Source organism: Sodalis sp. C49, assembly GCF_046352915.1.
Classification (GTDB): Bacteria; Pseudomonadota; Gammaproteobacteria; order Enterobacterales; family Enterobacteriaceae; genus Acerihabitans.
The window spans coordinates 3,108,927-3,126,588 of record NZ_CP163303.1; the positions used below are offsets into that span (position 1 = coordinate 3,108,927).

Below are 17,662 nucleotides of genomic sequence, written 5' to 3' on the forward strand. Positions count from 1 at the left end.
CGATAACTATGAGCTTAATAAATAACAGTCAGTCCATCTGGCCCGGCGCTGTTTCACCAGGTTACGGCAAAACCTTTAAATATCCCTGGCTGCTCCTGGTGGGAATACTCTGTTTATTTTCGTCTGCCGTCCTGGCGGATGAAGGCGATTTCGCCATTCCCGGAGAAGCCCCGCCGCCGCCGGTCAATCACGAGGTGACCTTATTCCAGGATGTCCGCATCTTTGACGGTAAAAGCACCGCCCTGTCCGGTCCGGCCAACGTTCTGGTCAAGAACGGCGTCATTGCGCGCATCTCCGCCGACCCCATCGCCGTGGACAACGGCGACCATGCCCAGGTGATCGCCGGCAATGGGCGCGTGCTGATGCCGGGGCTTATCGACGCGCACTGGCATGCGTTTATGGCGGCAACCCCGCAGATAATGCTGATGACCGCCAGTCCGGACTATCTGCAGATGCGCGCGGCGCACGAGGCCGGCGACACCTTGATGCGCGGTTTTACCACGGTGCGCGACCTCGGCGGTCCGGTATTCGGCCTCAAGCGCGCCATCGACGAAGGGTTGATTACAGGCCCGCGCATTTATCCCTCCGGCGCGTTTATCTCGCAAACCTCCGGCCATGGCGACTTCCGCTTTATGTTCGAGCTGCCCCGCCAGCCTGGCGGCCCCTTAAGCTTTTCTGAACGCACGGGCATTGCAGCCATCGCCGACAGCCCCGACGAAGTCCGCCTGCGGGCCAGGGAACAATTAAGGCAGGGCGCCAGCCAAATCAAGCTGATGGCCGGCGGTGGCGTGGCCTCGCAGTACAATCCCCTCGAATCGGTACAATACACCGTGCCGGAAATTCGCGCGGCGGTGGAGGCCGCGGCCAACTGGGGCACCTATGTCACGGTGCACGCCTACACCCCGGCGGCAATACGCCAGGCGGTGGACGCCGGGGTTAAAAACATCGAGCATGGCCAGCTGATGGACGAGGACACCGCCAAATTACTGGCGGACAAAGGTATCTGGCTGAGCATCCAGCCGCTGCTCGACGATGAGGATGCCTCGCCGCTGCCAACGGAGCTATCCCGGCAAAAAGCCCAGCAGGTGTTTGCCGGCACCGGCAACGCCTACCGGCTTGCTGGTAAATACCATATCAAGACGGCTTTCGGCACCGACGCGCTGTTCGACCAGCGGGTGGCCAGCCGCCAGGGCGCGCAGCTGGCCAAGCTGGTACGCTGGTTTACCCCGGCGGAAACGCTGAAAATGGCCACCGGCGACAACGGCGAGCTCATGGGATTATCCGGTTTTATCAATCCCTATCCCGGCCGGCTCGGCACGGTGGAGGAAGGATCGCTGGCGGATCTGCTGCTGGTGGACGGCGACCCGCTGGAAAATATCAAGCTTATCGAGGATCCGGGGAAGAATTTCGTGATCATCATGAAAGACGGCCATATCTATAAAGATATTTTGCCTAAATAGCACCGGGCCGTCTTTGCGCCGCCGGTAAATGGGTGGATTGGGCCGTTTACCGGCCGGGCTAAATTTTGGTATAGCGCAGCCAAACGCCATCGTGATCGGTTTTTTCCACCGATGCGAGCTTCAGGTAGTTCGGCGTTTTCCAAGCCTCGCGGGCAATTTCAAACGACGAGGGACGCCCGGGACGTCCGTCTACCAGCGGCAGGATTAGCACGCTGACCTCATCCACCAGGCCCGCGTTGACAAAAGCGCCGCTGACATGGGCTCCGCCTTCGACAATCAGCCTGGTCACGCCCAGTTCGGCCGCCAGCAGCGTAACCACCGCCGCCAAATCAATTTCCAGTTCGCCGCCAAACACATATGACACCTCAATGGAGCGCAGGTAGGCCAGAAAATCGTCCGGGACCTGTTTTGTCACCACTTCAATCACATGTGAGTTAAGGGCGGTATTGCTTTTCCAGGCCACCAGACCCCGCGGATCGATGGATATGGCGTACTGTTCGGCATCGCGCCTGGCGAAATAATGGGTACGGGGCAGCGGCGTGCTCGCCAGCCTCTTGGGATAATCGGTGCCGTGGGATATTTCCTGCATGGTCACGCGGCCGCAAATCCAGCCATCGGCCTTAAAGGTGGCGGCGGTGGATTCATACAAGTCCGAGGCGTAGTCCAGGTTCCAGCCATCCGTCAGGCTGCGCCCGTCCACTGCCGACATCATGTGGCATACGATATAAGGTTTCATAATGGACATCTCCGGTGGAGTCATAACCTGAGGTAATTGTAGATCATGGCTGGGGATATTATGACAATACTCCGCCAGCGCGGCGGCAAACCATGAAAAAAGCCCTGACGGTGAGGTCAGGGCTTTCAGGGTGCTACGAATTTAAAATTTAACATTCAATACTTCAATTTTTTAACACAAACCACATTAACGATGTACATTTTCATACGGGAACATCAAGTATTTATAACGAACTATCCTCCGGTATATTACTGAATAAAAGCTTCCCGACACTTATATTGGTTAATCAGTCCAGACGCCAACCGACTAACACAGCACATCACCCATCGCGATATATACTTTTGTTACAAGACCTTACTTTCTCCGTGATATTCTCAATCATTTGGCTACAAACCCACAATCACGAATATTCACTTCAACTACAAGGCTTTACTGTATCGCGCTAACATTTAAGACCCCATTGTGCGATGATAAAGCTTTATTACGTGGCCTTATTTACCATCGTGACGTCCGCCGTTTGGCAAACTCAAACCTTAAATCACGACTATTTTTACCACTTCGCTGCCTTTATCGCATCATCTTCTGGAACACAGGCTTAATTAAGTATTTCAAAACTGCCTTCGCCTGCGTTAATAATCAATCTACCCCTTTCCATCGTCATGTCAACACTGTAATTAATAACATCAACCCGGCATCACATAAGGACCGCTTATTTCTTAGCGTGCAATCCGCGCGCGGGACAGGAACCTGCGCCGCGACGGGCGCAGGATCATGACGATAGCCGGTTTTCCCTCAGCCTGAAGGATCAGTTGCTGCCCGGCACCCGGGAGGGCTGCGCTTTACGGCCCAGCTCATCAAGCAGGCGAAACTCCTCGTCGGTCAGGCGCACCTGGGTCGCCGCCAGGTTTTCCTCCAGATGTTTTACCTTACTGGTGCCGGGGATGGGCAACATGACCGGGCTGCGTTTTAATATCCATGCCAGCGCGATCTGCCCGGGAGTAAAGCCTTTTTCCTTCGCCAGGGTGTCAAGTATCGATCCGGGATTGGCCAGCTCGCCCGAGGCCAGCGGGAACCAGGGGATAAAGCCGATATTGTTGTCAGTACAATAATCCAGCACGGCTTCGTGGCCGCGCGACACCAGATTAAACATATTTTGCACCGAGACCACCGGGAAAAAGCGCTGGGCGTTTTTGATTTGCTGCACGTTGACTTCGCTCAGCCCGACGTGGCGGATCAACCCTTCTTTTTGCATCTGGGCAATGGCGTCGAACTGTTCATCCTCGGGAACCTTGGCGTCCACCCGGTGCAATTGCCATAACCCGATTTGCTCCACCTTGAGTTTGCGCAGGCTCATCAAAACCGCCTGACGCAGATATTCAGGACGCCCCACCGGCTGCCAGATATTCGGGCCGTGACGCGTTAAGCCGCCCTTGGTGGCGATAAGCAACCCGTCATAGGGATACAGCGCTTCCCGAATCAGGTTTTCGCTGACGTCCGGGCCGTAACTGTCGGCGGTATCGATAAAGTTAACACCCAGCTCCGGCAGGCGCCGCAGGGTATCCAGCGCGGCCTGCCGATCTTCCGGCTCGCCCCAGATGCCGTTGCCGGTGATGCGCATGGCGCCAAAACCCAACCGGTTGATGGTAATATCGCCTAGCGTAAATTGTCCTGAAGCCGCTGCGTTAATCGTGCTCATAATGGGTCCCCTTATGGAGTTGGTGTCTGAAATATCGCTAAGTGCCGCTATGGCGCTGACAGGATGGTGATGAAAATCGAAGGCGACAGCGTCGCGGCTATTTAGAACCGATTGGTTCAATTTATAGCGACACTTCGGGCTTAGCAAGATTTTTTGAACCAATTGGTTTTTTATTGCCGAACGGAACACCCCCCGGCCGGCAAACCAGGGTAAAGTATAGTGCAGGACAGGCCGGAGTGGTAAGCGGGCCCGCCCCGGCGGCCGGACGGCGGCTTTAGATGTACACGTCGACCTTATCGGCGTCGGCGGCGCGATTGACGCCATCGGCTTTAATCTCGTCGGTCGCGGCGGTTTTTTGCGTGCCGGCGGATTTTTCGGCCTGCTGCTGGCGCAGTTGAGCAATTTGCGCTTCCAGCATTTTGATTTGCGCCTCGATAAGCTGTTGCTGCTCCTGTTTCAGGTCGGCAGTCAGGCTGGACTGGGAGACGGTTTTCAGTTGCTTGGTCAATTTGGTGATTTGCTGGGTAAGATTCTTGATTTGCGCGGCGACGTCGCTGCCGCCCCCGGACGATGTGGCCGACGCCGAGGATGTGATGGTATTGGACAAGGTAGGGCTCCTTTTTCTATGCACCCGGTAGGTTATCGGCAACCCTGCGGGCGTCTTCAGCGCGCACATTGCAAAGAAAGCGCAAAGAAACCGTAAAAAAAGCCCGATGACAAAGGCAAAGCGGCGCCCGGGGGCGCTACGCTTTACGCTGTTTGCCCCATAGCGGCGGCAAATAGTCTGAACCCCGGTCAAAGCCGGGGTTCAGGGCCGGGCGGACAACACCGTTACGCCACATCATGCTCCAGCGCTTTTGGCGCATCCTGGTTGCGCTGTCCAATCGCTATTTTTCGCGGTTTTTCCGTTTCCGGTATTTCCTGCAGCAAATTCACCGTTAACAGGCCATTTTCCAGATTGGCGCCTTCAACCTTGACATGTTCCGGCAGCCGGTAGCTCAGGGAGAAATCAGTCCGGCTGATGCCGCGATGCACCCAGCCGTCCTGTTCTTCAGCGGTGTTTTCTTCTTTACGTTTACCGCTGATGACCAGGGTGCCGCCCTGGGCGCTGATGTCCAGCTCGTCTTCTTTCCAGCCGGGGACGCTGAGGGTCAAATCATAGCGGTCGTCGCCATGCCGGCGTATATCATAAGACGGCGTCGTGGACAGCGGCGTGTCGCCGGTGAGCTGGCTGAACAGCCGGTCGATGCGATCGAACCGATCGCTGAAAATAGCATCGTTAAAGCTTGGGAATACGGATAATGTTGTGCGTGCCATGGTTAAACCTCCTGAATATCAGTTGCACATTCAAAAGCTCAAACCTGAAGGCAATATCATCTGTTGCCTTCGCTAGTTAAATAAGGGCGCTACCACGGCTTTCAAGGGGAAATTTTGTGATATTGATCACAAATTAAATCACTGGGCCCCGCGTCTTTCCGCCTGTGTGTCCTTACCCGGCGGCAGGCCGAACATCCGGCTATATTCCCGCGTAAACTGCGATACGCTTTCGTAGCCCACCGCAAACGCGGCGCTGCCCGCCGTCATACCTTCCGCGCGCAATAACCGGCGCGCCTCGATCAGGCGCAGCTGCTTTTGGAACTGCAGCGGCGAAAGCGAAGTGACGGCGCGAAAGTGATGATGGAATGATGACGGGCTCATGCCGGCCGCCTGCGCCAGGCTATCGACCCGCAGCGGCTGGGCGAACCCGGTGCGCAGGATGGCGACGGCGCGCGCCACGCGCCGGAAATGGCCGTCCGGCCAGCCCAGGCGGCGAATGGCCGCGCCATGCCGGCCGGCCAGGAGCCAATAATGCAGTTCGCGCACCAGCTGCGCATGCAGCACCGGCACCGCCGCCGGGCGGTCCAGCAGGCGCATCAGGCGCAGCGCGGCGTCGGCGACCTCGGCGTCGGTCGGCTGGGCATGCACCGGGATCCCGGCGGCTGCCGGGTCCGCCTGCATTTCCACCGTCAGTTCCGCTATCACCGCCAGATCCAGGTCCAGCACCAGCGAAAGGTAGGGCGCGTCGCTGCTCGCGCCGGTAACCTGGCTTACCGTCGGCACATCCGCCGTGATCAGCAGCGAGTCGCCGGCGCGAAACGAGAACGCGCGGGTTCCCATCGCCACCTGCTTGCTTCCCTGTAGCACCAGGCACACCAGCGGACGGGAGATATCGTAAACCAGTCCGCTGGGCGCGGTCGCGCGGATGGTGGTCAGCCCGGCGATGGGAGTGTGGGCAAGTCCGGCGGGATCGGCGTAAGTCTCGACATACCGTCGCACGGCAGTAAGCAGGGTATCATTCATGCGCAGATGCTAGCCGATCGCCGGCCGGCAGGCAAATCAGTTTGGAGGAATAGGCAAAGAACGTCGAGGTTTCGGCAACGATGAAGGCACGGCGGACCGCTTATGATGGACATCCCAATCAAGAGGAGTGCCCCATGACTAAAATCACCATCGTTACCGGCGCCAGCCGCGGACTCGGCCGCAGCAGCGCCTTAGCCATCGCCCGCCGCGGCGGGGATGTGATCATCACCTACCGCAGCCGCGGCGAAGACGCCCGATCCGTCGTCGCCGACATCAACGCCATGGGGCGCAAGGCGGTCGCCCTGCCCCTCGATACCGGCAATATCGCGGGCTTCGCGCCGTTTGCCGCGGCGGTGAAGGCGGCGCTGAGCGAAACCTGGCGGCGCGACAGCTTTGATCATCTGGTCAATAATGCCGGCCATGGTGATTACGCACCTATCGGACAAACGACCGAGGCGCAGTTCGACAGCCTGGTCAACGTCCATTTCAAAGGCGTGTTTTTCCTGACCCAGGCGCTGCTGCCGCACATGGCGGACGGCGGACGCATCGTGAACCTGTCCTCGGGCCTGACCCGGGTATCGTATCCCGGCTACGCCGCTTATGCCGCGGTAAAGGGGGCGGTTGAGGTGTTAAGCCTCTACCTGGCGAAGGAACTGGGCAGCCGCGGGATTGCGGTCAATACGGTGGCGCCGGGCGCCATCGAAACCGACTTCGGCGGCGGCGCGGTGCGGGACAATCCGGAGATCAACAGGATTTTCGCCGCGATGACCGCACTCGGCCGCGCCGGCCTGCCCGACGATATCGGACCGATGATCGCCAGCCTGCTGTCGGAAGACAACCGCTGGATTAACGCCCAGCGTATCGAGGTCTCCGGCGGCCAAGGCATCTGAGGCGGATATCCGTGCGCCGCCGGACGCCGTTATTTCACCTCGCGGGCGATCCGCGGCGCCTGGAATAAGGGGATGTCATTACCGGTAATGTATTTCTTGCGCAGCAGGGACGAAATCTTATCCATGACCATCACAATTACCACCAGCACCAGGGTAATAAACATCACCACATCCCAATTCCACAGGCGCATATTTTCAGCGTAAACCAGCCCTACCCCGCCCGCGCCGACAAAGCCCAGCACCGCGGCGGAGCGGGTATTGGACTCAATCTGGTACAGGCTGAGCGCCAGGAAGGCGGGAAACGATTGCGTATAGATGCCGAAGCGCTGTTTTTGCACGTAGTTGGCGCCCACCGCGCTCAGGCCGCGGCCGGGCGATTTATCCACCGCCTCATGGCCTTCGGCGTACAGCTTGCCGAGCAGGCCGACATCCTGCACGATAATCGCCATCACCCCGGCCAGCGGCCCCATGCCGACGGCGCGCACGAACACCATTCCCCAGATAGCCATATCGATACCGCGGAAAATATCAAACGTGTGGCGGACCACAAGGGCGATAGGCCGCAGCGCCGGCGTGGACATCACGTTGCGCGCCGCCAGGAAAGACAGGGGCAAGGCAATCAGGGTGGCGGTAAGGGTGCCGACCCAGACAATGGCGATGGTGAGGAAGATCTGCCCGAGGTAATAGGCAAACGGCCAGTGGGCCACATCATGCCAAACCAGCATGCGCGCCATGTAATGGCCGATTTGCTGGCAACCGAGCAGGAAACGCGGCCACGGCAGGCCGAACGCCGAAAAAAAATAAACATAATACAGCGCGACGGCGGCGGTCAGCAGGCCCAGCCGGCGCAGGTAGCGGTTTTGCCGGGCGAAGATATCTTTGTGCCGCCGCCTGGATTCCGCCAGCGCCTGCGGTGACAATGTTGTGGTCGGCATCAGCCCCTCCCCTCCACGACCCATTTGCGCAGCCTGCCGGAAATATAATCCAGCAGCGCCACCACCAGGATGATCAGCAGCAGCGTCATGCTGACCTGATCGTACTGATCGAGTTTAATATTGGTCATCAGCTCCTGGCCGATGCCTCCCGCCCCCACCAGCCCCAGAATGGTCGACAGGCGGAAATTGATTTCCAGGCGCATAAAGCTGTAGGACAGGAAGATCGGCTTCACCTGCGGCCACAGGCCGAAGCGCATGCGCTGTAATGTCCCCGCGCCGCAGGCGGACAGCCCGCGCACGGGTTTGTCCGAAGCCGACTCAATGGCTTCATAAAACAGTTTGGTCAGGCTGCCGACGGTATGTACCGCCAGCGTCAGGAACCCGGGGAACGCGCCGATGCCGAACGCCATCACAAACATCACCGCCCAGGCCAGCTCCGGCATGGTGCGCAAAAACGCCACCAGCGTACGCAGCGCGAAGCGCAGCGGCGCGGGACTGCGGGTATTATTAGCCGCCAGAAACGCCAGTACGCTGGCGACCAGCACCGATAATATCGTCGAAGCCAGCGCCAGCTGCACGGTATCCCAAATCAGCGGCAGCTGGATAGGCAGCCGGTAGCCCCAGTAAGGCAGCGAGCCCAGGGTATGGCGATCGGCGAACAATACCCGCCAATGCAGGACAGGAATGGTTTGCGCCAGATAGTCGAAAAAGTGGGGAATGGCGACCCAAACCGCGTACAGGTTGAATTCGGCGATATTGCCGGCGCCAAGATACAGCACCACCAGCGCCCCCGACCATAGCAGCGAGTCGCGTTTATGTTTGCGCCGGACCTGATGATAATAGTGGTTGAAATCAGTATTCATAGGCCATCGTTTCAGTGCCGGCCGCCAACTGGCGGCCAGCGGGGGTTAACAACCCTACCGCGCCTTAGCGATTGCCTTTCACCAGCTCGCGTTTCAGGTCGATAATATCCTGGAATTCCTTCAGGGACGTGGGGGCGATATGCTGTTTGCCGCCAACCGCCTTGATAAAGCATGAGTGGTCTTGCTTATCCAACTGCTCGATAGCGTCGACCAGTTTGGCTTTAAAATCCGCCGGCAGGGAGTGGCGTACTAATATCGGGCCATTGGGAATTAACGGCGATTGCCAGATAATGCGGATTTGTTTCATCAAATCGGGATGGTCCGCCTTAATCAGGCGCACAAAGGCGCCGGTGTTGTAACCCTTATCGTAATCGCCCACCATCGACGCCCAGGTTACCGCCCCTTCGAACTGGCCGTTCAGCACGCCCAGAATATCCTGCTCATGACCGCCGGAAAAAGTAACGCTTGAGAAAAAGTTATTGTATTTATTATCAATATTGCCGCCAAATTGCTTCTTGAACACATGATCCGGGATCAGATAACCTGAGGTGGAATCCTGGTCGGCGTAACCAAAGGATTTACCTTTCAGATCTTCCAGCTTTTGATACGGGCTGTCGGCCTTGACCACCACTACAGAATGATAGCCCCTTGACTGATCGGTATCGTCCACCACGATGCCCGCCAGATCGACCGCGTTGGGATTGGCGATATACACCGAGGCAAAGGACGACGGCGACATGCTCAATACCATATCCACCTTCTCGCCCAATAACCCCTGAATGACGCCGGAATAATCGGAGGAGTTGCGCAGCTTGGTATCGACATTTAATTTTTTATCCAGAAAATCCTTCACGCACATATTGTCGCCAATCTGCTGCGTCGCGTTCTGCCCGCCGAGAATACCCAGGTTAAGTTCTTTCGGGGCATCGGCCGCACCGGCATTCAATGTCATGAAGGCACCGGCCAGCAAGGTTATCAGGGAACATGTCTTTTTCATTAAAATAGCCTTTGTGAGTCAATGAATAAAATGGCAAAAAGTGTGGGTTAATCCAGCCCGCCCGCTCTATTAACGGAGGCTGATTTGCTTATCAATGAACCTGGGCAATTTCATCGCCATATAATATCTGCAAGACGTGCTCATCCAGCAGATCGGGATGTCCGTCATAAACAATCCGTCCCTGGGAAATACCTATTACTCGCGTGCAATATTCTTTTACTAATTCAACGGAATGCAGGTTTATCAAAACGGAAATATTATTTTCGGCCACGTTCTTCAGCGCACCCATAATACGGTGGGTATTTTTGGGATCGAGAGAAGCCACCGGCTCGTCCGCCAGCATTATTTTCGGGTTTTGCATCAGCGCGCGGCAAATGGCCACCCGCTGCATTTGCCCGCCCGACAGATGCTCCGCCCGTTGCAGGGCGTGGGGCAGCATATTCAGCCATTGCAGGAGTTCGATCGCCCTGGCGCGATCGTTATAGTCGAATATTTTAAACAGGGATTTTAACGTCGATGTCTGGCTTAATCGTCCCAGCAGAACGTTGGTAATGACATCCAGGCGCGGTACCAGGCAAAAATCCTGGAAAATCATGCCGCACTGCGCCCGCCATCGCCGCATCTGGCGCGCGGGCAGACTGGCGATATCCAGCATGCCGCCGTCTTGCGCGTAATGCAGGATTTCGCCGCCGGAGGCGGGCAATGAGCCGTTGAGGATATGCAGCAGGGTGGATTTCCCCGCGCCGGAACGGCCGATGATCGCGACAAATTCACCGGCGTACAGGTCAAAGTTAATGTCCTGCAATACCTTATTCTGCGGATTAAAATGCTTATTCAATCCCCTGACCGCCAAGACCTTTTTTTGTTCCAGCGCCAGCAGTACGGGATCCTCGGGCTGCGCCAACTGCAACAGTGCCTGTGCCATAAGTTTGCTCCGGAATAAGTCTACCAAACCACTATGGATTGCTATTAACGGATTAATATATGACAGCAGGATGATATTATTATGATGCTCAGGTGACGCTGCCCCGGATTAAGTCATTCATCAGCCTGTTGCCCCAAAAAATATATTCCCGTCGCATGAGCAATATCTTTTTATCTCTTTAATTCAAATAGCTGCAGACGTTTCTTCTTTTATAAAAACAGTGAATGGCAAGTATTCATTCCGATGTCATCTTATTTTAACCGCACTGTCATCTTGCGCCGCCATCATGCTATGCAATGTCGTAACGGAAGCGTTGCCGTATGTTATGCCGCCACACCGCGCCATCCCGTTATTGCATACCCACTGTCCGCCGCCCCGTGGAGATTTTTATTATGATGCAGTTATCTAGACATCCGACCAGTTATCCCACGCTTTATCAGCATATCGCCGCGCAGCTGGAGCAGGAGCTGCGCACGCAGTACCGCAGCGGCGAATATTTGCCGTCGGAGCAGCGCCTGGCGCAGCGCTATCAGGTTAACCGCCACACCCTGAGGCGCGCGGTGGATCAACTGGTGGATCGCGGCTGGCTGCAGCGTCGGCACGGTATCGGCATCCTGGTGTTGATGCGGCCCTATGACTATCCGCTGCATGCCCAGGCGCATTTCAGCCAGAACCTGCTGGATCAGGGCAGCCACCCCACCAGCGAACTGCTGCTGGCGGTGCTGCGACCGTGCAGCGTGCCGGTGGCGGACGCGCTGTCGTGCCAGGCCGGCGCAACCGTGATTCATTTACGCACGCTGCGCCGGGTCAACGGCGTGCCGCTCAGCGTTATCGACCACTATCTGCCGGACCTGGCGTGGTGGCCCGAACTGCAGCAGTTCGCCAGCGGTTCGCTACATGAATTTATCACTACGCGCCTGGGCGAGAAGCTGGTGCGCAGGCAAACGCGCATCAGCGCGCGGCGGGCCCAGACCAAGGAAAGCCAGCTTCTGGAGGCGGCCCATCAAATCCCGCTGCTCTGCGTGCGCACGCTCAATACCCGCGGCGACAGCGACCGGATAGCGGAATACTCCTTTACCCTGGCGCGCGCCGATATGATTGAACTGACGATGGAGCACTGAATGTTTACCTTACAGCAAAGACAGCGCTGGATGTCGGTACTGGCGTCCTCCCCCGCCGCGGAAGTGCGGGCCGGCTGGCAGACCCTGGATCTTAACGTCCCGTTTGACATTATCCGCGCGCCGGAAACCGGGCTTACCCAGCTTGTCGCGCGCATGGGCGCCACAGGACGCCGTTTTGTCCTGGGCGACATGACGGTAACGCGGGCCGTGGTCCGCCTTGGCAGCGGCACCTATGGCTACAGCTACGTGGCCGGTCGCGATAAAGCCCATGCCGAGCTGTGCGCCCTGGCGGATGCCATGCTGCAACGGGCGGAGCATCATGAACGCCTGCATCGGCAATTAATCGAGCCCCTGTCCGCCCGGCGGCAAGAGCAACACCAATTACGGGCGCGTGAAATCGCCGCCAGCCGCGTGGACTTCTTTACCCTGGTGCGGGGGGATAACTGATGACGCTGCTGCCAGGATTTACCCAACCGGTGCACCAGTCCCAGCAGGCTTTTCGCCTGATCCTCAAAGCCCTGAGCGAACCCGGCTCCCGGGTGACCCTGCCGGTAAAGGACGGGTGGCATCCGCTCGGCAAGGCCGCCACCGGCGTACTGCTGACGCTGGCCGATGGGGAAACGCCGCTCGCCATCTGCCCGGCATTGGGCAGCGACGCCGTTATCAACAACCTGCGTTTCCATACCGGCGCGCCGCTGGCCGCACGCCCGGCGCTCGCAAGCCTTGCCGTATTCGATAACCGGCTTACCGCCGCGCAGCTCCAGGCGCTGGCGCACGGCACTGAAATTTCGCCCGAGCTCGGCGCCATGGTGGTAGTGCAAATCGACAGCCTGGACGATGGCGTACCGCTGCGCCTGAGCGGCCCGGGCATAGAGCATCCGCGCCGGGCGGCCCCGGCGCTGCCGGCGCCGCTGCTGGATTATCTGGTCAACCGGCCACAGCGTTTCCCGCTTGGCCTTGATTTCCTGCTGGCCTGCGAAGACGGCCTGATGGCCATTCCCAGGACCACCCATGTGGAGGTGTGCTGATGTATGTTGCGGTGAAAGGCGGGGAAAAGGCGATTGATGCCGCCCATCAACTACAGGAACATCTGCGTCGCGGCGACGACGCGATCCCGGCGATCGGCTGCGGGCAGATCGATCAACAGCTCGGCCTGGCGGTGGATCGGGTCATGACCGAAGGCGGCATCTACGATCGGCAACTGGCGTCGCTGGCGATAAAACAGGCCAGCGGCGATCTGGTCGAGGCCATCTTCCTGCTGCGGGCTTATCGCACCACCTTGCCGCGCCTGGCGGTGAGCGAACCGGTCGCCACGGAAAAAATGCGCCTGGAGCGCCGTATTTCGGCGGTTTATAAAGATCTGCCCGGCGGACAGGTGCTCGGGCCGACCTATGACTATACCCACCGGCTGCTGGACTTCGCCCTGCTGGCGGAGGGCGCGCCGGTGCCGGCCGCGCCGCGCGCCGACGCCGCGCTGCCCGATGAATGCGCCCATGTGTTCAGCCTGCTCGGCCAGCAGCAGCTGGCTCCCGGCGAACACGACGACGGCGCGGAACCGGACGATATCACCCGCCGTCCGCCCACCTATCCCAGCTCGCGCTCCGCCCGCCTGCAGCAGCTGGTACGCGGCGACGAGGGTTTTCTGCTGGCGCTAAGTTACTCCGGCCAGCGCGGTTACGGCCGCACCCATCCGTTTGCCGGCGAGATCCGCAGCGGCTACGCGACGGTCACCGTCGTGCCGGAAGAGCTGGGTTTTGCCATTGATATCGGCGAAATCCTGCTGACGGAATGTGAAATGGTCAACGGCTTTGTCGACCCCGCGGACCGGCCGCCGCATTTTACCCGCGGCTACGGGCTGGTATTCGGCCGCGCCGAGCGCAAGGCGATGTCCATGGCGCTGGTCGATCGCGCGCTGCAATGCGGCGAGTACGGCGAGCAGGTCGATAGCCCGGCCCAGGACGAGGAGTTCGTGCTGGCCCATGCCGATAATGTGGAGGCGGCGGGATTTGTTTCCCATCTCAAGCTGCCGCACTACGTCGATTTCCAGGCTGAACTGGAATTGCTTAAACGCCTGCGCCAGGAATTTGTCCACGGCGCCGGCACCGGATCGGAGAACCCCCATGAGTGAGACATTGGCCGGCTATAATCCGGGCTATCTCGACGAACAAACCAAACGCATGATCCGCCGCGCCATTCTCAAGGCGGTGGCCATTCCGGGCTACCAGGTGCCGTTCGGCGGGCGTGAAATGCCGATGCCCTACGGCTGGGGCACCGGCGGGGTCCAGCTCACCGCCAGCATTATCGGCCGCAACGATGTGCTGAAGGTGATTGACCAGGGCGCGGACGATACCACCAACGCGGTGTCGATCCGCCGCTTTTTCCAGCGGGTGGCGGGCGTCGCCACCACCGGGCGCACGACCCAGGCCACGCTTATCCAGACCCGCCACCGTATCCCGGAAACGCCCCTGGCGGCGGACCAGATCCTGATTTACCAGGTGCCGATCCCCGAGCCGCTGCGCTTTATCGAACCGCGCGAAACCGAAACCCGTAAAATGCACGCCCTGGAAGAATACGGCGTCATGCAGGTCAAGCTGTACGAGGATATCGCCCGTTACGGCCATATCGCCACAACCTACGCTTATCCGGTGAAGGTGAACGATCGCTATGTCATGGATCCCTCGCCGATCCCCAAGTTCGATAATCCCAAAATGCATATGATGCCGGCGCTGCAGCTGTTCGGCGCCGGCCGTGAAAAACGCATCTACGCCCTGCCGCCCTTTACCAAGGTCAAGAGCCTGGATTTCGATGATCATCCCTTTAGCGTGCAGCGCTGGGAGCAGCCCTGCGCGCTGTGCGGATCCCGCGCCAGCTACCTGGACGAGGTGGTGCTCGACGACGCGGGCAATCGCATGTTTATCTGCTCCGATACCGATTTTTGCCAGCAGCAGCTGGCGCAACAGCCACAGGGGAATCCCGTATGACCTCCGCATCGCTTTCCCCGACGCCGCTGCTGTCGGTTGAGCGCCTCACGCATCTCTACGCGCCGGGAAAAGGCTTCAGCGACGTCTCGTTCGATATCTATCCCGGCGAGGTGGTCGGCATTGTCGGCGAGTCCGGATCGGGCAAAACCACGCTGCTGAAAGCCATTTCCGCGCGGCTCACGCCGCAGGAGGGCAGGATAACCTATTGTCCGGCCACCGGTCCGGGGCGCGACCTGTACGCCATGGCGGAAAGCGACCGCCACCGCCTGCTGCGCACCGAATGGGGCGTGGTGCACCAGCATCCCCTCGACGGACTGCGCCCGCGCGTCTCCGCCGGCGGCAATATCGGCGAGCGCCTGATGGCCGTCGGCCAGCGCCATTATGGCGAGATCCGGCAACAGGCCGCCCACTGGCTGGAGGATGTGGAAATCCCGGCGGCGCGCATTGATGATTTGCCCACCACGTTTTCCGGCGGCATGCAGCAGCGGCTGCAGATCGCCCGCAACCTGGTCACCCGGCCGCGGCTGGTGTTTATGGATGAGCCCACCGGCGGACTGGATGTGTCGGTGCAGGCCAGGCTGCTGGATCTGCTGCGCGGGCTGGTGGTCGAGATGCAGCTGGCGGCGGTGATCGTCACGCACGATCTCGGCGTGGCGCGCCTGCTGGCCCATCGGCTGCTGGTGATGAAGGAAGGACGGGTGGTGGAGAGCGGACTCACCGATCGGGTGCTGGACGATCCCCATCATCCCTACACCCAGCTCCTGGTCTCGTCGGTCTTATCCTGAGACGGAGACATCTATCATGTGGAACCATCGGATGAATACGCAATTGCGGGTCGAACATCTCAGTAAAACCTTTGTGCTGCATCAGCAAAACGGCGTGCGCCTGCCGGTGCTGCGCGACGCCAACCTGACGGTCAAGGGCGGCGAATGCCTGGTGCTGCACGGCCATTCCGGCAGCGGCAAGTCCACCCTGCTGCGCTCGCTGTACGCCAATTACCTGCCCGACCAGGGCCATATCTGGATACGGCACCAGGACGGATGGCTGGATATGGTCCAGGCCGAGGCCCGGCAAATCCTGGCGGTGCGCCGCCATACCGTCGGCTGGGTGAGCCAGTTTTTACGGGTGATCCCGCGCATCAGCGCCCTGGACCTGGTGATGCAGCCATTACTGGAGCTGGGCGTCGAACGCGTGCAGTGCCGGGAGCGCGCCGAGGCATTGCTCGACCGGCTGAATGTGCCCCGCCGGCTTTGGCATCTGGCGCCCTCCACCTTTTCCGGCGGCGAGCAGCAGCGGGTCAATATTGCGCGCGGTTTTATCATCGATTACCCGGTATTGCTGCTCGACGAGCCCACCGCATCGCTCGACGGCCGCAACGGCGCGGCGGTGGTCGCCCTGATCGAACAGGCCAAACAGCGCGGCGCCGCCATTGTCGGCATTTTCCATGACGACGCCGTCCGCCAGCGGGTGGCGGACCGGCTCTACGCTATGCAACCGTCTCATGAGGTGAATACCCCCGATGATCATAAATAACGTCAAACTCATATTAAAAGATGAGATTGTCAGCGGTTCGCTGGAGATGCGCGACGGCATGATTCTCAGCTACGCCGACAGCGCCAGCCAATTGCCCCAGGCGCTGGACGGCGAGGGCGGCTGGCTGCTGCCCGGGTTAATCGAACTGCATACCGATAACCTGGATAAATTCTTTACCCCGCGCCCGAATGTCGACTGGCCGGCGCATTCCGCCATGAGCAGCCATGACGCGCTGATGGTGGCCAACGGCATCACCACCGTGCTGGACGCGGTGGCGATAGGCGATGTGCGCGACGGCGGACACCGGGCCGGCACGCTGCAAAAAATGATCGACGCCATTGTCGCCAGCCACGCCTCCGGCGCCACCCGCGCCGAACACCGGCTGCACCTGCGCTGTGAATTGCCCCATAGCAGCACCCTTGGGCTGTTTGAGCAATTTATGGATCAGCCGGCGGTGGCGCTGGTGTCATTAATGGATCATTCGCCGGGCCAGCGCCAGTTTGTCTCGTCGCTGAAATACCGTGAATATACCCAGGGTAAATATCATCTCAGCGATCGGCAAATGGATGCCTTTGAACAGGAACAGACCGCCCTGGCCCTGCGCTGGTCGGCGCCCAACCGCGCGGCGATCGCCGCCCATTGCCGCCGGCGCAATATTACCCTGGCCAGCCATGACGACGCCACCGTGGCGCATGTGCAGGAATCCCGCGCCCTGGGCAGCGCCATCGCCGAATTTCCCACTACCGAGGCGGCGGCGCGCGCCTCGCACCAGCTGGGTTTGCAGGTATTGATGGGCGCGCCGAATATCGTGCGCGGCGCATCGCATTCCGGCAATGTGGCGGCCCACCATCTGGCCTCGATTGGCGTGCTGGATATCCTCTCCTCCGATTACTATCCGGCCAGCCTGCTGGACGCCGCGTTTCGCATCGCGGCGGATGAGACCAACGGTTTTACCCTGCCGCAGGCGGTGATGCTGATGACCGGCAATCCGGCGCGGGCGCTGGGACTCGGCGATCGCGGCCTGATTGCCGAAGGCTTGCGCGCCGATCTGGTGCTGGCCCATCGCCATCACGGCCATGTGTCGGTGAAAAATGTCTGGCGGCAAGGGCGGCAGGTCTTCTGACCGCGGCCCCTTTCAGCCCACGGCGGCGGGGCAGGCAGCGCCAATCCGTCGTGGAAAATGCG

General features: G+C 59.6%; 19 protein-coding genes. 10 read left to right on the forward strand and 9 right to left on the reverse strand.

The window, feature by feature from the left end; genetic code table 11:
- Nucleotides 1-8 precede the first annotated feature (8 nt).
- Entirely contained in the window at nt 9-1,460 is a 1,452-nt protein-coding gene (locus tag ABUK12_RS13980; protein ID WP_410012427.1) for an amidohydrolase family protein, read from the forward strand.
- Nucleotides 1,461-1,518: 58 nt separating this feature from the next.
- On the opposite strand, the gene ABUK12_RS13985 is transcribed toward ABUK12_RS13980, so the two are convergent.
- The 5 genes from ABUK12_RS13985 to ABUK12_RS14005 form a co-directional block, all read right to left on the reverse strand.
- Nucleotides 1,519-2,196, reverse strand: coding sequence for a RibD family protein (locus tag ABUK12_RS13985; protein ID WP_410012428.1), 678 nt, complete (start codon nt 2,194-2,196; stop codon nt 1,519-1,521).
- A gap of 805 nt (nt 2,197-3,001) precedes the next feature.
- Nucleotides 3,002-3,892, reverse strand: coding sequence for an aldo/keto reductase (locus ABUK12_RS13990; protein ID WP_410012429.1), 891 nt, complete (start codon nt 3,890-3,892; stop codon nt 3,002-3,004).
- A 274-nt stretch (nt 3,893-4,166) separates the two neighbouring features.
- Nucleotides 4,167-4,499 carry a FlxA-like family protein gene (locus ABUK12_RS13995; protein WP_410012430.1) on the reverse strand — a complete coding sequence of 111 codons (333 nt, stop codon included), beginning with the start codon at nt 4,497-4,499 and terminating at the stop codon, nt 4,167-4,169.
- Between the two features lie 224 nt (nt 4,500-4,723).
- Nucleotides 4,724-5,209 (reverse strand): Hsp20 family protein, encoded by a 486-nt coding sequence (locus ABUK12_RS14000; RefSeq protein WP_410012431.1) that lies wholly within the window; start codon nt 5,207-5,209, stop codon nt 4,724-4,726.
- 138 nt (nt 5,210-5,347) lie between these two features.
- A complete protein-coding gene (locus tag ABUK12_RS14005) occupies nt 5,348-6,232 on the reverse strand; it encodes an AraC family transcriptional regulator N-terminal domain-containing protein (protein ID WP_410012432.1) in 885 nt (294 codons plus the stop codon).
- A 134-nt stretch (nt 6,233-6,366) separates the two neighbouring features.
- Here ABUK12_RS14005 and ABUK12_RS14010 point away from each other — a divergent pair, with 134 nt between their 5' ends.
- Nucleotides 6,367-7,122 (forward strand): SDR family NAD(P)-dependent oxidoreductase, encoded by a 756-nt coding sequence (locus tag ABUK12_RS14010; protein ID WP_410012433.1) that lies wholly within the window; start codon nt 6,367-6,369, stop codon nt 7,120-7,122.
- A gap of 29 nt (nt 7,123-7,151) precedes the next feature.
- On the opposite strand, the gene phnE (ABUK12_RS14015) is transcribed toward ABUK12_RS14010, so the two are convergent.
- The 4 genes from phnE (ABUK12_RS14015) to phnC all read right to left on the reverse strand — a co-directional run bounded on the left by phnE (ABUK12_RS14015) (nt 7,152) and on the right by phnC (nt 10,842).
- Nucleotides 7,152-8,057 (reverse strand): phosphonate ABC transporter, permease protein PhnE, encoded by a 906-nt coding sequence (phnE, locus tag ABUK12_RS14015; protein WP_410012434.1) that lies wholly within the window; start codon nt 8,055-8,057, stop codon nt 7,152-7,154.
- Nucleotides 8,057-8,920, reverse strand: a complete 864-nt coding sequence (gene phnE, locus ABUK12_RS14020; RefSeq protein WP_410012435.1) for a phosphonate ABC transporter, permease protein PhnE — start codon at nt 8,918-8,920, stop codon at nt 8,057-8,059. The genes phnE (ABUK12_RS14015) and phnE (ABUK12_RS14020) overlap by 1 nt, the downstream gene beginning before the upstream one ends.
- Nucleotides 8,921-8,984: 64 nt before the next feature.
- On the reverse strand, nt 8,985-9,917 hold the full coding sequence (gene phnD / locus ABUK12_RS14025; protein ID WP_410012436.1) for a phosphonate ABC transporter substrate-binding protein: 933 nt from the start codon (nt 9,915-9,917) through the stop codon (nt 8,985-8,987).
- A gap of 91 nt (nt 9,918-10,008) precedes the next feature.
- Entirely contained in the window at nt 10,009-10,842 is an 834-nt protein-coding gene (phnC, locus tag ABUK12_RS14030; protein WP_410012437.1) for a phosphonate ABC transporter ATP-binding protein, read from the reverse strand.
- A gap of 395 nt (nt 10,843-11,237) precedes the next feature.
- Between phnC and phnF the strand changes: the two genes are divergently transcribed.
- The 8 genes from phnF to phnM are packed head-to-tail and all read left to right on the forward strand — an operon-like array spanning nt 11,238 to nt 17,600.
- Complete coding sequence (phnF, locus tag ABUK12_RS14035; protein WP_410016653.1) at nt 11,238-11,963, forward strand: phosphonate metabolism transcriptional regulator PhnF; 726 nt, start codon at nt 11,238-11,240, stop codon at nt 11,961-11,963.
- On the forward strand, nt 11,964-12,410 hold the full coding sequence (phnG, locus tag ABUK12_RS14040) for a phosphonate C-P lyase system protein PhnG (protein ID WP_410012438.1): 447 nt from the start codon (nt 11,964-11,966) through the stop codon (nt 12,408-12,410).
- Nucleotides 12,410-12,991 carry a phosphonate C-P lyase system protein PhnH gene (gene phnH / locus ABUK12_RS14045; protein WP_410012439.1) on the forward strand — a complete coding sequence of 194 codons (582 nt, stop codon included), beginning with the start codon at nt 12,410-12,412 and terminating at the stop codon, nt 12,989-12,991. The genes phnG and phnH overlap by 1 nt, the downstream gene beginning before the upstream one ends.
- Nucleotides 12,991-14,091: a carbon-phosphorus lyase complex subunit PhnI gene (locus ABUK12_RS14050; protein ID WP_410012440.1), complete on the forward strand. Its 1,101-nt coding sequence runs from the start codon at nt 12,991-12,993 to the stop codon at nt 14,089-14,091. Before phnH ends, ABUK12_RS14050 begins: the two co-directional genes overlap by 1 nt.
- Nucleotides 14,084-14,944, forward strand: coding sequence for an alpha-D-ribose 1-methylphosphonate 5-phosphate C-P-lyase PhnJ (locus ABUK12_RS14055; RefSeq protein ID WP_410012441.1), 861 nt, complete (start codon nt 14,084-14,086; stop codon nt 14,942-14,944). The genes ABUK12_RS14050 and ABUK12_RS14055 overlap by 8 nt, the downstream gene beginning before the upstream one ends.
- Nucleotides 14,941-15,729, forward strand: coding sequence for a phosphonate C-P lyase system protein PhnK (gene phnK, locus ABUK12_RS14060; protein WP_410012442.1), 789 nt, complete (start codon nt 14,941-14,943; stop codon nt 15,727-15,729). The genes ABUK12_RS14055 and phnK overlap by 4 nt, the downstream gene beginning before the upstream one ends.
- Nucleotides 15,730-15,760: 31 nt before the next feature.
- Entirely contained in the window at nt 15,761-16,477 is a 717-nt protein-coding gene (gene phnL / locus ABUK12_RS14065) for a phosphonate C-P lyase system protein PhnL (RefSeq protein ID WP_410012443.1), read from the forward strand.
- Entirely contained in the window at nt 16,464-17,600 is a 1,137-nt protein-coding gene (gene phnM, locus ABUK12_RS14070) for an alpha-D-ribose 1-methylphosphonate 5-triphosphate diphosphatase (protein WP_410012444.1), read from the forward strand. Before phnL ends, phnM begins: the two co-directional genes overlap by 14 nt.
- The last annotated feature ends 62 nt before the right edge of the window (nt 17,601-17,662 follow it).